Here is a 14,644-nt window from a genome sequence, read left to right as displayed (position 1 = left end):
CGCCACTTCCTGAATAGGGAGCCTTGTAATCAGTACCTTATCAAAATCGTGGCGGTCGGAGAAGCACTAGCGGGCGGCTCCGTAATCTTGTTGGCGCCATGCCTCATAACTGATAATTGCCACAGCATTGGACAAGTTGAGACTGCGGCTGCTGGACACCATTGGTATGCGGATACGTTGCTCTGTTGGCAGCGACTCGATAATAGATAATGGCAGACCTCGAGTCTCGGGGCCAAACAGCAGCACATCGCCTGGCTGATAGTGCGCTTCTGAATGCGGACGGCTGCCTTTGGTGGTACAGGCAAAAATACGTTTACCTGTCATGGCACGTAGAAAGGCTTCGAAGTTGGCATAACGCTGCACCGATGTCAGGTCTCGGTAATCGAGTCCGGCGCGGCGCAGTTTCTTTTCCTCTAAATCAAATCCCAGCGGTTCTATGAGGTGCAACTGGCTGCCATTATTGGCGCAAAGACGAATGATATTGCCGGTATTCGGCGCAATTTCTGGCTCGTATAAAGCGATATGGAACATGGTAAGTATGGCCGACAGCTAAAAACGCAGGCATTATAAAAGTAATTGTTTACCGGTAACAGCGGCTTGTCAGTCGTGGGCCAAGTGTTATCACAGCAGTGTTTGGGTCACAATAGCAGGGAATATGATAGAGCGGACGCTTTCAGAATTGATTGGCAAGCGCGTATTAGGCGTTTTGGGAACATACGGTGCAGCCTCCGTAGGCATGGATGTTTATATCTGTGGCGTACATGTGAACAGTGATATTGAGCTGACGGCTACCTTTCCCAAAGGTCATCAACTGGTGATGGATGAATGGGTGACCTTGCATTTGGATAATCGCACTGGCGTATCAGAATATGATGCTGAACTGCAGGTGTTTCGATTGTCATACAAAGGAAAGGTCAGTCGGATCTCGCCGCATGAGGTCAGCATTCATGCGCAGGAGTACCAAGTGTTTTATGGGGCGTCAGTGGTTAAGGAGTATCGCGCTGCGGATTATCAGTATCCGCTGGATCAGCGCCGCGATACTCAATTGCCGGTATCACCATTACAACAAGCACCGCAGATTGATCTCAATGAACAAGACAACAAGATCGGCGTATTGTTAACACATGCACTGCGCCAACCTCACTCAACTGTGATGGCATTTCTATCATCTGTTGATGATGATATTTTCCTCATCACCTTTCCAGAAACCTTTAAAGCGCAGCTATTGCGCAAAGACAATCGCTGTTATTTTGCCATTGATAGCCGTGCGACTTTTGCGTTCGAGGTGGCAATAGAGTGGAACTACAGCATCATTAGCGGCGAGATGTATCAAATTCCTAAGACCTCACCATTATTTGCACAGCTCAAGGAACAGTTCATCTGTAAAAATCCATGGGAAGTGGGGTTTTTTAGTCATCCAGCGGTGGAAATGTACCATTTGCGGCCGTTACATGTGGTTTGCCCGCAGATGGCCTGACGCTAGCCCACCAGTGGCAATTTCATGGTGACTTCCAGACCGCCAACGATGCGATTACGGGCACTGATGGTGCCATGATGTGCGGCAACGGCAGCTTCCGTAATGGCCAAACCTAGTCCCCAGCCACCAGTTTCGCGGTCACGTGCGGACTGGGGGCGATAGAAGGGTTTAAAAATAGCCTGCAGCTCTTGTTCTTCAATGCCCGGACCATCGTCAGCGATAATAATCAGCACTTGATTTTGTTCCACGCTGGCACAGAGCGTTATCTCGGTTTCTGCGTAGCGGATGGCGTTGCGTAACAGATTTTCAATGGCACGTGACAAGGGCCGGGGGTAATGCGGTACTACTAACTCTTCTGGGATCTGAATAAGGATATTCTTTCCCTGCTGTGCCGCTTCAAATTCGGCATCATCCAGCACCTGACTCAAAGATTCGGCAAGACCGACATAGACTTTCTCTTCCGGTGTTTTAAGGGTCACCCGAGATAATTCCAACAGCTCGGCAATCATCTGTCCCAGTTGATCTGCTTCATAGGCTATGCGTTCGGTTTCTTCTCCGGCAAAACCTCTTTTGCGTGCCAGTGCTAGCGCTAGTTGCAATCTGGTTAAGGGGGTACGTAATTCATGAGAAATGTCACTGATCAAGCGGCGTTGGCTGTTGACCATGCGCTCAATAGCATCGGCCATGCTGTTGAAAGCGATGCCCAGTTCTCCAATCTCATCGTGGCGTCTGGAGGTTGCCTCATCCACCCGGTTGGTCAGGTTTCCATGCGCTAGGGCATTGGCCGCTAATTTTAATGACATCAACGGCTTACCTAGATGCCAAGCCAGCAGAGCACATAAGACGCCTGATAATAAAATCGCTAACGACAGTGTCAGCAGTTTGTGTTCAATAAAAAAGAAGAACCAAGGAAGCCGATGCGGCCCTGGTAAACCAGCATACAAACGGTAGTTTTCGCCATTGGAGCTAAAGACAATTGGCCCGAAAAACATTTCTTCACGAAAACTAAAAGCACGCGGACTCGGCCGTTCCAGTGCGGAGATCATCAGCAGATTATTACGCACTGTCAGTGGCAGTCTCGGGCTGTTAATCAGTTGCCCTTGCGCATCAAATATAAACAGATGAAACGGCTGTTCTCCCATATTCCTGGGACGTTTAGGATCACCAGGTCTTTCTGCCCGGGGGCCTGGAAAATTTATCGTTGGGTCGACATCTGGTGGAGCCACCAGCGGGCGATGATGGTCAACGTCCGCACCTTCCATTGTCCGAATATTGCGTAATCGTTCCGGCGAACGTTGTAGTTTTTCTACCACTCGCTGCAGAACATTCATGATAGGCGGAGGGATCTCACCAGCTTCATGGCTCTGTTGTAACAGCGGCAGACTGCCGACTGCCAATATAATTAAACTGCTACACAGCCAAAAACCGATCAGCAGCTTGATGAACAGACGGTTGGGCAAAAAAAACGCTGACATTAAGGGATCCAGATGTAGCCTTTGCCACGAATGGTTTTTACCCGTGGTCGGCCATCAGGGCGCTCCGGCAATTTTTTGCGTAGGTTGGAAAGATGCATGTCCAGGCTGCGATCAAATGGCATCAATTTCTTGCCCAGCACTCTTTCACTGAGCTCATCTTTGCTGATCAGGTCGCCTGCTTGCTGTGCTAACGCGAATAACAAACTGAATTCCGTACCTGTCAGCATCAGCAGTTGTTCGTTGCAGTACGCTTCCTGACGAGTCGGATCCATTTTGATGTCACCTAACGCCAACTCATTATTGTGGTGGATGTCTTGTGCGATAGTATTGGAACGGCGGATGATGGCGCGGATTCTTGCCACCAGTTCCCGATCATTAAATGGTTTTGGCAGATAATCGTCAGCACCGCGTTCTAATCCAATCACTCGGTCAATTTCATCGCCCCGGGCGGTCAGCATTAACACCGGCGTTTGTTTTTTACTGCGTAATTCCTGTAATACCGCAAAACCGCTTAACTTTGGCAGCATCACATCCAGCAGAATAATATCAAAATCCTCTGCCAGTGCCATGTTCAGCCCGGTTTGACCATCATAAGCCATTGTCAGCTCAAAGCCTTCCAGCTCCAGCAATTGGCTCAGTAACTCTGCCAGTGCCAAATCATCGTCTACCAACAAAATCCGGCTCATAGTGACTTTTCCCACACGCTTGCCATTATCTATATATTGTGAGCAGTATACCTATTTATCAGTCAATTGTAGTCATGCTGTGTAAGAATGGGTAAAGATGCTAATTTTCAGTGGGATAGGGTGTTATTTACGGTGATTTACTCATTGAGTATCCACTATTACAGTGCAGGATATAAACTTAAGGTATCCACATGAAATCCGTTTGCAAAGTGAGGGACAAAACAATGGTTAAGCAGCTTAAAACAGGTGTGTTGGCGCTGGTAGCGGCGTCTAGTCTTTGGGCAACCGGCGCCTTTGCAGCAGATGCTGACAAGACCGATAAAGCCGATGTTACTCCGCCGCCGGCGCCCGCTTGTCCATGTCCTCAGTATATGGGGAAAGGTGCAGGTATGATGCGTGGTCAAGGCATGGGACCAGGTATGCCTGGTGGTAAGGGGATGCGCGGTGGCTTCTCTTATGGAATGGGCTTTGGCATGGACCGCATGGGTTTTATGGCCATGCATCACTTGGAACTGACAGAAGAACAGAAAACGGCTATGAAAAAGCTGTTTGATGCTCAACGCGACAGTATGCAAGCTGACCGTATTGCCCGGCACAAAGCGATGCAGGAAGTGATGACTGCGGCTAAGTTTGATGAGTCCAAAGCGAAAAAACTGCTTGAGCAGCAACAGCAATGGCGCACTCAACAGCAGCTGCAACGCATGAAGCTTCACAACCAGCTGTATAATCTGTTGACCGAAAAACAGAAGACCGAGCTTAAGAGCCAGCTGGAAAAAATGCCAATGTGGAACACAGACCAGGACGATTGACTCTGTTAAAATAGGCCCAGTTAGCGTTAATTTTCTGAGCCTAGTCGATGACACAAAGTTCCCATTATGCGTTTTGGGTAAAGCTGGCAAGTCGTGCCGCAATCGCAACTGCCTCTACACTGATCTTGATAAAGTTACTGGCCTGGCTGTGGTCTGGCTCGGCCAGTATGCTGGCGTCTGTGACTGACTCTATTGCCGATGTGATGGCATCGGTGGTTAATTTTATTGCCATTCGCTATGCACTTATCCCCGCGGATCATGATCACCGTTATGGTCATGGCAAGGCCGAACATCTGGCAACGTTGGCGCAGTCGGCTTTTATCATGGGCAGTGCCTTCTTACTCCTATTGCACGGTGGTGGACGCTTAATCACTCCAGAGCCATTGCAACACGCCACAGTCGGGATCGTGGTGTCGGTTATCGCGATTGTGCTGACGTTGGCTTTGGTCATCGTGCAGAAAAAAGCGCTGGATGCAACTGCCAGCAGTGTAGTTGCAGCCGATTCGTTGCACTATAAATCCGATCTATTTCTTAATGCCGCAGTGTTACTGGCACTAGTGTTGGCACAATACGGCTGGTGGTGGGCCGATGGTCTATTTGCCGTGCTGATTGCGCTTTATATTGGTCATCAGTCTTGGGGCTTGGGATACCGTTCCATCCAAGCGCTACTGGATCGCGAATTGGATGAAGAAACCCGTCAGCAAATCTCCGATATTGCCTGCCTAGATAAACGAGTGCAGGGAGTCCACGACCTGCGGACTCGGCAGTCAGGTCAGACTGTATTCATTCAGCTACATATGGAATTAGATGGGGCGCTATCATTGCATGATGCACATGAAATTGCTGTAGATGCTGAGAACCGTATTCTTGAATTGTTTCCGAGTGCAGAAGTGATCATCCACCAGGATCCTGATGATGTCGTGGAAGAGCGATAGTATTGATGTGATATTTGACGGTGCTCAAAATATAGTAAACTCAGCCCGTCCAACTATGGTCTAAACTAGATGGGATACTTAAGTAAAACACACTTAAGATATGCCAGAATCCCGTTATTTATAAAATAGTAATTTTATATACTAAGGTGACCTTAATGATGAATATGGGTTTGAAAAGAATATTGATGATTTCCATAATGTTCTTGGTTGCCATCTCTGTTTCTGCAGCGAGCACTATTGCTTATTTTCAACAAAAAAATGCCCTTACGAATGATATTATTAAACAAAGTCGAGACTATGTTGATGGTATGGGTAAAGTCATTGAAACCATGATTAACGAGAAAGTTGGCGGTATTAGCAAAATATCCGAAAATTTTCTTAATACTGGGATTAATGGCACAACTGATGAAATAATCGCACTCACTAAATTAATTGCAGCTGCAATGAATTCTGATAGTGCCATTGTCGCTTTTGATAACGGTGATGGTTATTGGAACCAAACAGATAGTCATTGGCCCGATCATAAATATAAGGGAAATGTAACTGAACGGCCTTGGTATAAAAATGCTCTTGCTACCTCTAATGTCACTGTTACTGAACCATATCTGGGAACTGATGGCACTTATTGGATCACTATCATTAAGAAAATTAAAGGTGGCATTGTATCGGCAGATTTAAAGTTATCATTTTTAAATCAGTTGGTTAAACCTTCTGATGAAATGCAAGATGCAGTCGTTGTGATTTTGAATCAAGACACTACCTTACTTGCATCGTCTTCCAAGTTAGTCGAAACAGGGAAAACAGCCACCAGTTACAATTGGTTTAAAGATGCGGCACTGAATGTTGTCAGCAATAATAAGACTATGATTGAATATCAAGTGAATGGTATTGATAAAATTCTTTTTTCTCAGCGTATCAATATTGGTGATAAAAAATGGTATGTGGTGGTTGGTTTAGAGAAAGATACAGTATTTGCTGCATTAAAAACTGCTAGACAACATGCAATAATAGTCACTGTTATATCGACTATTATCTGCGTTTTAATTGCATTTGCAGTTATTAACTTTTTATATCGACCAATTATTTCTCTGCGTCAAATGGTCTCTAATTTATCTAGTGGTAATGGGGATTTGACGCAACGCCTTAAAGTTACGACAAATGATGATATAGGCGAAATTTGCAAGGGAATAAATACATTTATTGCTAATCTTCAAGGGATGATGTGTGAGGTTAAGAATTCAACCGAGGTACTGCATTCAAATGTCCGGCAACTGAAAGTATTGGCGGATAATAATAGTGACATGTTGAATAGCCATGTCCAAGAAACAGAGCAGATTGCTACAGCTATTGAAGAAATGGATGCCACTGCTAATTCGATGGCGAGTGATGCTGCTAACACCGCTAAGCTGACCGATGATGCCAATCAAACGAGTGCAGAGTCTAAAAAAATTGTTGCTAAATCTCAGAAGGCGGTCAAAGCACTTATTGCGGACGTTGAACAAGCCGCTAAATATGTGCAGGAAATGAATACACATACGACAGGGATCAGTACTGTGCTTAACGTTATCGGCAAAATAGCTGAACAGACCAATTTGTTAGCCTTAAATGCTGCAATTGAGGCTGCCAGAGCTGGGGAACAAGGTCGTGGATTTGCCGTGGTTGCTGATGAAGTAAGAGAGCTGGCTAATAGAACTAAAGATAGTACGGCCGAAATCGAACAGGCAATTGAAAATCTGCTGTCGGGTAGCCAGCAAGTTGTTAATTCGATGGATGAAACAAAAAAACGCTGTCAGGAAACTGCCGTAGAGTCGGATGCAGTGGCCAATAGTCTGGATTCATTAATTGTTTTTATAAATCATATCAATGACCTAAGTGGGCAAATTGCTACTGCCGCCGAAGAGCAGAGTTGTGTTACTAAAGAAGTGAGTCATAACATGAATACTATCAGCGGTATTGTATCTGAACTTAAAAATGTGGGTTTGGCATCATCAGCCAATGCTGCCGACATTGAAAAAGTTAATGGTCAACTTGTGACCATTGTAAATAAATTCAAGTTGTAGCGCGACTTAGCTTTTTAGGTTTGAGCCAGTCACTCATAAAAGTTGTACTTCAAGTAAGACATAGCCAGCGCTCGTGGCTGGCTATGTTTCGTTATTAGTCCATCGATAGTTCTTTAAGCTTACGGGTCAAGGTGTTACGACCCCAGCCTAAGCGCTTGGCGGCTTCCTGTTTGTGGCCTTGGGTGTGTTCTAAGGCCGTCTCAAGCAAGATGCGCTCAAATGCAGGTTGGATTTCCGTTAGCAGATCGTTTTCTCCCTGAGACAGGCGCTGATCTAGCCATAGCCGTAAAGCACTCTGCCAGTCTTGGGAATTACCATTACCATTTGTCTGAATCACGGGATCTTTAAACAGTTCATGGGGTAAATCCTGAGGCAGTATCTCCTGTCCAGAGGCCATCACTGTCAGCCAGCGACAGGTGTTCTCTAACTGCCTGACGTTCCCCGGCCATGGCAGTTGTTGTAGTTTTGCAGCAGTCTCCTTGGTGAGAATTTTTGCTTCTACACCAATTTCTTTCGCCGCCTGGGATAGAAAATAGCGCGCTAACTGTGGAATATCTTCGCGGCGTTGTGATAACGGCGGTAGATGAATACGGATGACATTAAGGCGGTGGAATAGATCTTCGCGGAACTGACCTTTTTGTACCAGTAATTCCAGATCCTGGTGGGTGGCAGCAATAATGCGCACATCTACGCGAACCGGGGAGTGGCCGCCTATCCGGTAAAACTGACCATCTGCCAGTACCCGTAACAGGCGGGTTTGCACATCTAGTGGCATGTCGCCGATTTCGTCCAGAAACAGTGTCCCGCCATTGGCTTGTTCGAAGCGGCCTTGGCGCACGTTAGCAGCGCCGGTAAATGCCCCTTTTTCATGACCAAACAGTTCAGACTCAATCAACTCCTTGGGAATGGCGGCCATATTCAGCGCGATAAAAGATTGATCTCGGCGAGGGCTGTGTTTGTGTAGTGCTCCGGCCACCAGCTCTTTACCTGTGCCAGACTGACCGTTAATCAATACACTGATGGATGAGCGTGACAAGCGACCAATAGCGCGAAACACCTCCTGCATGGCCGGGGCTTCGCCGATGATTTCCGGGGTGTTGAGCTGAGACTCCACGGGTACCGGTGAATGTTCGGTGGCGTGAGTAATCGCCCGCTCAACAAGCGTAATGGCCTCATCAATATCAAAGGGTTTTGGCAGATATTCAAATGCTCCTGCTTGATAGGCACTCACTGCACTATCCAGATCCGAATGCGCGGTCATGATGATGACCGGGATATGTGGGTAATGGACGTTGATGCGTTCCAACAATGTCAGCCCATCGGTGCCAGGCATACGAATGTCAGACACTATGACGCGCGGCTGGGCAATCTGCAGCGCATCCCACAACGATTCAGCCGCTGCAAAGCTGCTGCAACTGATTTTGGCACCGCGTAGTGCCCGCTCCAGTACCCAGCGGATGGAGCTGTCGTCATCGAGGATCCATACTTGTTCACTCATGTTGTTCCCTCTTCTGCTGACCTTATAAGTTGTCCTGATCCAGATTGATAGGTAGGGTCAGGCTAAATTCTGTGTGGCCCGGCGTCGAATTACAGTCAATACGACCACCGTGCAAACGTGCAATATTGTGAGCAATGGAAAGCCCGAGACCATTGCCATCCTTACGGCCGGTAACCATCGGGTAAAACAAGGTATCAACCAACTCTGGCGCAATACCTGGGCCGTTATCGATGATCGACAGGATCAGCGCTAACTTGTGGCGTTGTGTGCCAATAGTCACCTGATGTGCCGTACGGGTACGGAGCATAATGTCGCCGGCTTTCTGTTGCTCGAGCGCCTGAATGGCGTTTTGCACTATGTTGAGAATGGCTTGTTGCAGTTGGTCTTCATCCATCGGTAAGTCTGGGATCGATGGATCGTAATCCTGCCGTAAACGAATGTTTGGTGGCAATGTAACGCTTACCAGATTCAATACTTTCTGGATCACCATGTGTATGTTTAACACTTTGTGCTGCGAAGGTTTTTGTGGCCCCAGTAAACGGTCAACTAAACTACGCAACCGATCCGCTTGTTCAATAATCAGTGTGGTGAACTCCCGCAGATGTTCATCACTCAGTTCTTTTGACAACAGTTGCGCCGCGCCGCGTAAGCCACCAAGTGGATTTTTGATCTCATGCGCCAGATTACGTACCAGAAACTGAGCCGCCTGCTGCTGTGCATCCAGCGTCAGTTGCTGGTGGATGCGCCGTTGTTGGTCCACCTGACGCAATTCCAACAGGCTGCAAGCCGATTGTTCCGCATCATGTTCCATAGGAACCAGTGTTAAATCGACGGTATGGTGTTGCCCATCCAGCGTCACTAATTGTGAGGTATTGACGGTGAGTCCTTGTTGCCCGATGACGGCGTTTTTCAGCACTTTGGCATCGATGGCTAGCATATGCAGACTGTCGGTCAGCAGTTGTTCTTTCAGCTTATGACTGGAAACTCCCAGTAGTTGTTCCGCCGCAGCATTGGCATAGGCCGGGCGTAACTCGCCGTCGATAACCAATACTGCGGTCACCAGATGATTGAGCAGTAAATTCGTGTCCATCGGCATATTCCAGATCGTTATGCACCATAATAGTGCGCCATTCTGGTGCAAGCCGCAAGTTGCTACCGAATACTAAGAAGAACGCAACTATGTGGATAACACTATGAATTAAAATAGTTATCCATTGGCTCTTTTGACACTCGGTGCTGGAATCGCGGGTTTGATTAGCCCAGCTTGGTGCAGAAAAATGGTAATTTCTGAGCTGGATGCAAGGACTTTGCCGTTTTGCTGGATTACTTTGAGTTGTAGTTTATGCTCGCCCCGATCGATATCCTTCAAAGAAAACAGCGCCGAAGTTTGGGCGTCGGTAGTGGCAATGCCATCGATATATAGCTGTAGGTAATGGCCGGATGCCAGTTGCGGCTGTACATCACCTGTTACCGTAAAGTCGCCGGCGTTGTCACGAATGGTTTCTTCATGGTGGGGGGATAGAATACTGACCTGATATATGGCCTTTTGCTCAGTTACTGCGGTAGCACCGGCAATATTGAGGGGCTTAACCGGAGCCATGCTGACTTGATTATCGGTGTTTTCATTCAACTGCACCTGTTGCGCATTGCTATGTGGCTGATCGCTGTAATGAATATTGCCATCCTTGTCCACCCATTTATAGACAGTCGCCTGAGCTACAACAGATAACAGACAAAGTACGATCAGCAAAATACGCATAACCTGTTCCTGCCATTGGTTAATGTCTTGTTAAGACTAGCCGGTAGTTGCTGTTTTGCCCAGCAAAATCAGCTGGTTCATTAATTTGTATCACTGGTGCTTGGATGTCAGTTGGAATGGCTGTTGCCAATGCAGCCAGGCATACAACTGCGCAATATCCTGCAACAGCCATTGATGAACTTCATCGCTGACAGTTGTGGCTGGTGGTAATAATGACCATTGAGGTTGCAAACGCCTGCGAAACAACGTTGACCAAGCCGCCAGTTGTTGACAAAAAGGCCGTAGTTGCGATTGCTGGCCTTGTCTTGCCAACACTACCAGCGTGCAGTGCAATGTCAGCCCCAGCCACAAAAAGCTCTGCCAGTCCTGCAGCTCTCTGGCTGAAGTGTTAGGTTCCAGTTTCATGTAACTGACCTCTAGGCTCAGCTGTCGCAATGCGGCGTGAGCCTGCCAGCGCAAAGCAATATCAGGCGTTCCATTGGCGATGCTTTGCAACCACTGTTGTTCCAGTTCAATGAAGTGGCATACGTAGTTATCCAGCCAGCGACGTGTCCAGCTCGGAATAAACAGATACATTGCCAGCACTGATAACACGACTCCGGTCAGCGTATCTAGTGCCCGGTAAAAAGCGATATAAGGTTCGGCTGGCAATAACAAGGTGATAGCAAAAACCATCATTACCGTTAGCCAGAATACATGGATCTCATAGCGGGCTTTATAGTAAGTCGCAAATGCCAGAAATAGTGTCAGACAAGTTGTAGGCAATAACCAGGCACCGGTACCGCAATACCACACCAGTGCCAAAGCCACTAAAGAACCTAGCAGCGTGCCATAAAAACGGCCCCAGATGCGCAATTGCAACTGCCCAAGTGGTGCTGCCATCAGCAGGATAAAAGCCGTTAACGTGACCCAGTAACCTTGCTGGAAGGGCAACAGTTCTACCACCAGTTGGCAACAGAATAAGGTGAAAAGAATACGCAGACCATGATGCCATTCCCTTGAGCCTTTATGCAGTGCTTTGCGCCATTGGGTTTTTATGCTGTCGGCGTCAGAAGGCCAGATAAGTTTGAGAATTGTGCGCCAATTCGCCGGTAATGGTGTACTGGGCAATAGCGCTTGTTGGATCTGTTGTTCAACGGCAGTTAACGCAGGATGCTGCCCATTTCCCAGCGGCAGATGAGGTAACGGTGCTCCTTGCAGCAAAAAAGCATCAAAGTTAGCTGCAAACTCGTACAGATAGTGTTGCAGTGCCGTCGCATTCGCCATGGAGGTTTCATGCTGACGAATACGGCCGATCTCTTCCATTGCTTCTATCAACTGCAGTTGTGAGCGTAACCCGCTGGCGATACGTTTTACTGCGCTGTTGTCCGGCATTTCCTGTAGCCAGTGAGCCAGCACCGCAATCGCGTCATCTAGCTGTTCGCGCAACGCCAGCCGCTTGCCAACATTAGCCGCATCAGAGTAACCCAGGATGGTGCACCAACTGACAAATTGTCGGGTCACTTTCGCCAGTAGCTGTTCTCCTTGCTGGATAGACAACCAAGGACCCGCTAGCACGGCACTGAGCATAGCGCTCCAACTGCCAAAGGCGGTTGACAGTAACACCATTAGCCAAGGCGTATCGGTTTCTAATAGGTGCATGGCACAAATCAGTGAGAAGCCCACATTGTAGGTAAGCAACTGAATATATTTACGTTGGTTGGAACATAAACCATATAGCAGACCGACGAGCATCAGCACCGCAATCCCCAGTAATGGTTGGATCAGACTCAGCATCGACAGTCCGGCACCGACACAACACAAAACCGCCGATAAGCTCAATAAGGTCAGGCGTTTAGGATAGGCAATATTCCGGCCCTGGACGCCCACCAACCAAGCACAGATCAGCGCATTGACACCACTGGTGGTATCTCCGACCGCTGAAAACAACAATAAGCCCGCCATCATTGGCAGACCAATACGCAGTCCTTCTGGAAGATCAGATCTGTCCGGTAACCAGTGCAGTACCAGCATTACTATTTTGGAAAACATTGGGATCAAACAAGGGGATGGATTAACTGTCATATATTTTAATCCATTCCCCGTAGTTATTTCAGCGGTTACTAACAGATATTTTTCTGTTTTTTCAAATGAACATCCCGCCCGATGCCTCGATACGTTGGGCGGTAATCCAGCGTGCTTCCTCTGATAGCAATAACGTAACGGCATCACCAATATCCGTTGGCAGTCCCGCCCGTCCCAGCGCAGTCTGCGAGGCGACATATTGATTCATTTCTGGATTATCACGTACCACACCACCACTGAAATCGGTCTCGATTGCACCAGGAGCCAGCACATTAACTCGAATCTGGCGCGGCCCCAGCTCTTTGGCCCAGTAGCGAGTGAGCACCTCAATGGCACCTTTCATCGCCGCATAAGCGCCAGCACCATTGATGGCAAAGCGTGCCAGACCACTGGAGATATTCAGCACTGAACCGCCATCACTGAGCAACGGCAGTAATGCTTGCGTCAAAAACATTGGACCTTTCAGGTGGATACGGTACAGCTCGTCAAATTGCGCCTCTGTGGTTGCCGCTAATGGCTGGTGCAGACCGATACCTGCGTTATTCACCAGATGATTCAATGCAGCCCCTTGCCAATGCTGCTGCAGCAGTGCGGCGACGGTTTTGGCAAAGTTGGCAAAAGTATTGCTGTCTGCCACGTCCAACGGCAATAGTTCAGCCTTGCGACCAAGTGTCGCCACCTGTTGTTGGACCTCGGCAGCAGCGCTAGCGTTATGTTGGTAGGTGAGGATCAGGTCGTGCCCGCGAGCAGCAAGCGCCAGCGCCATATGCTTACCAAGGCCACGGCTACCGCCGGTAATCAGAGTTATCTGTTGCATGAGTTGTCTCCGTTATCACATAAGTTGATATCGGTATCAGCATATTGATTTGCATTTTGTGGATAAACCTACTTATAAAGGATAGATATGTTCCAAATTAGGGATAATCAAAATGCAAGACAGGTTAGAAGCGATGCGTATTTTCTTGCGCGTGGCGGAGTTAGGCAGCTTTACCGGCGCCAGTGATAGTCTAGGAATATCCCGCACTCAAGTGTCTAAAACGGTGCAACAGTTGGAACAGCAATGGCAAGTACGCTTGTTGCAGCGTACTACACGCAAAGTACGGCTAACGCTAGACGGCGAACAATGCCTACAACGCTGTCAGGCGCTGCTCAGTGACTATAGTGAACTGGAAGAGCTGTTTTTGCGTCGGGAACGGTCTCTCAGTGGCCGGATCCGTATTGATATGTCGCAAGGCTTTGCCCGTCATTTGCTATTTCCAGCATTACAGGCGTTTATGGCGCAGCATCCGCAACTGATATTGGAGATCAGCAGCACTGACCGTAAAGTGGATATTGTGGCTGAAGGTTTTGATGCGGTGTTGCGTATCGGCAAACTGGAACAGGAAGGCGTTGTAGCGAAAAAGCTGGGTTATTTGCAACAAGTGAGTGTAGCTTCCGCCTCCTACATACAACGTTGTGGCATTCCGCAAACACTTAGAGATTTAGCGCAGCACCAGTTAGTGCAATATGTCACCACTTTCGGTGATGCGGGAGGCTTTGAATATCTTGATGGGCAGACACTACAAATACTGCCGATGCCGACAAGCGTGTTTGTCAATAACAGTGATGCTTATGTCGCGGCTTGCCGTGGCCATCTTGGCATTATCCAGTCGCCGTTGCTGGGCCTGAGTCAGTATCTTAAAACGGGCGAGTTACAGCAGATTTTGCCAGATATTATGGTGCCTAGTATGCCAGTGTATTTGTTGTATCCGCATCGCCGTCACTTATCACAGCGGTTGCGATTACTGAGTGACTGGTTGACGCAACTGCTCGCTACCGGAGAAGGCATAGTGTTAAGCCGCTGAATATAGGCAGGGTGGCAAAATAAGTGCCCCGGGATAA

General features: G+C 48.0%; 13 protein-coding genes. 5 read left to right on the top strand and 8 right to left on the bottom strand.

Going from position 1 to position 14,644, the window contains the following annotated elements; all coding sequences use genetic code 11:
• Positions 1 to 66: 66 nt before the first annotated feature.
• Positions 67 to 531, bottom strand: a complete 465-nt coding sequence (gene trmL, locus IE064_RS07265; RefSeq protein ID WP_133040013.1) for a tRNA (uridine(34)/cytosine(34)/5-carboxymethylaminomethyluridine(34)-2'-O)-methyltransferase TrmL — start codon at positions 529 to 531, stop codon at positions 67 to 69.
• A gap of 124 nt (positions 532 to 655) precedes the next feature.
• Between trmL and IE064_RS07260 the strand changes: the two genes are divergently transcribed.
• Positions 656 to 1,477: a pyridoxamine 5'-phosphate oxidase family protein gene (locus tag IE064_RS07260; RefSeq protein ID WP_189617260.1), complete on the top strand. Its 822-nt coding sequence runs from the start codon at positions 656 to 658 to the stop codon at positions 1,475 to 1,477.
• A 2-nt stretch (positions 1,478 to 1,479) separates the two neighbouring features.
• Here the strand turns inward: IE064_RS07260 and IE064_RS07255 are convergent, their stop codons facing one another.
• Complete coding sequence (locus IE064_RS07255; protein WP_189617259.1) at positions 1,480 to 2,952, bottom strand: ATP-binding protein; 1,473 nt, start codon at positions 2,950 to 2,952, stop codon at positions 1,480 to 1,482.
• The gene (locus IE064_RS07250; RefSeq protein ID WP_133040010.1) at positions 2,952 to 3,638 is read right to left on the bottom strand and encodes a response regulator; all 687 of its coding nucleotides are present in this window, start codon (positions 3,636 to 3,638) and stop codon (positions 2,952 to 2,954) included. The genes IE064_RS07255 and IE064_RS07250 overlap by 1 nt, the downstream gene beginning before the upstream one ends.
• A gap of 224 nt (positions 3,639 to 3,862) precedes the next feature.
• On the opposite strand from IE064_RS07250, the gene IE064_RS07245 reads away from it, so the two are divergent.
• The 3 genes from IE064_RS07245 to IE064_RS07235 all read left to right on the top strand — a co-directional run bounded on the left by IE064_RS07245 (position 3,863) and on the right by IE064_RS07235 (position 7,442).
• A complete protein-coding gene (locus tag IE064_RS07245) occupies positions 3,863 to 4,447 on the top strand; it encodes a Spy/CpxP family protein refolding chaperone (protein WP_189617258.1) in 585 nt (194 codons plus the stop codon).
• 47 nt (positions 4,448 to 4,494) lie between these two features.
• Positions 4,495 to 5,382: a cation efflux pump FieF gene (gene fieF, locus IE064_RS07240; protein ID WP_189617257.1), complete on the top strand. Its 888-nt coding sequence runs from the start codon at positions 4,495 to 4,497 to the stop codon at positions 5,380 to 5,382.
• Between the two features lie 155 nt (positions 5,383 to 5,537).
• On the top strand, positions 5,538 to 7,442 hold the full coding sequence (locus IE064_RS07235; RefSeq protein ID WP_189617256.1) for a methyl-accepting chemotaxis protein: 1,905 nt from the start codon (positions 5,538 to 5,540) through the stop codon (positions 7,440 to 7,442).
• Between the two features lie 94 nt (positions 7,443 to 7,536).
• Here the strand turns inward: IE064_RS07235 and glnG are convergent, their stop codons facing one another.
• The 5 genes from glnG to IE064_RS07210 form a co-directional block, all read right to left on the bottom strand.
• On the bottom strand, positions 7,537 to 8,940 hold the full coding sequence (gene glnG, locus IE064_RS07230; RefSeq protein ID WP_133040007.1) for a nitrogen regulation protein NR(I): 1,404 nt from the start codon (positions 8,938 to 8,940) through the stop codon (positions 7,537 to 7,539).
• A 22-nt stretch (positions 8,941 to 8,962) separates the two neighbouring features.
• Positions 8,963 to 10,030 carry a nitrogen regulation protein NR(II) gene (gene glnL / locus IE064_RS07225; protein ID WP_189617255.1) on the bottom strand — a complete coding sequence of 356 codons (1,068 nt, stop codon included), beginning with the start codon at positions 10,028 to 10,030 and terminating at the stop codon, positions 8,963 to 8,965.
• Between the two features lie 117 nt (positions 10,031 to 10,147).
• Positions 10,148 to 10,699: a DUF4124 domain-containing protein gene (locus tag IE064_RS07220; RefSeq protein ID WP_189617254.1), complete on the bottom strand. Its 552-nt coding sequence runs from the start codon at positions 10,697 to 10,699 to the stop codon at positions 10,148 to 10,150.
• Positions 10,700 to 10,789: 90 nt separating this feature from the next.
• Positions 10,790 to 12,763 (bottom strand): FUSC family protein, encoded by a 1,974-nt coding sequence (locus tag IE064_RS07215; protein ID WP_189617253.1) that lies wholly within the window; start codon positions 12,761 to 12,763, stop codon positions 10,790 to 10,792.
• A 61-nt stretch (positions 12,764 to 12,824) separates the two neighbouring features.
• The gene (locus IE064_RS07210; RefSeq protein ID WP_189617252.1) at positions 12,825 to 13,580 is read right to left on the bottom strand and encodes an SDR family NAD(P)-dependent oxidoreductase; all 756 of its coding nucleotides are present in this window, start codon (positions 13,578 to 13,580) and stop codon (positions 12,825 to 12,827) included.
• Between the two features lie 112 nt (positions 13,581 to 13,692).
• On the opposite strand from IE064_RS07210, the gene IE064_RS07205 reads away from it, so the two are divergent.
• Positions 13,693 to 14,607 carry a LysR family transcriptional regulator gene (locus tag IE064_RS07205; protein WP_189617251.1) on the top strand — a complete coding sequence of 305 codons (915 nt, stop codon included), beginning with the start codon at positions 13,693 to 13,695 and terminating at the stop codon, positions 14,605 to 14,607.
• Positions 14,608 to 14,644 lie beyond the last annotated feature (37 nt).

It is taken from the genome of Shewanella fodinae, assembly GCF_014651955.1.
Taxonomy (GTDB): domain Bacteria; phylum Pseudomonadota; class Gammaproteobacteria; order Enterobacterales; family Shewanellaceae; genus Shewanella; species Shewanella fodinae.
The sequence above is the reverse complement of the archived record's forward strand: the minus strand, read 5'-3'. Positions and strand labels throughout refer to the sequence as shown.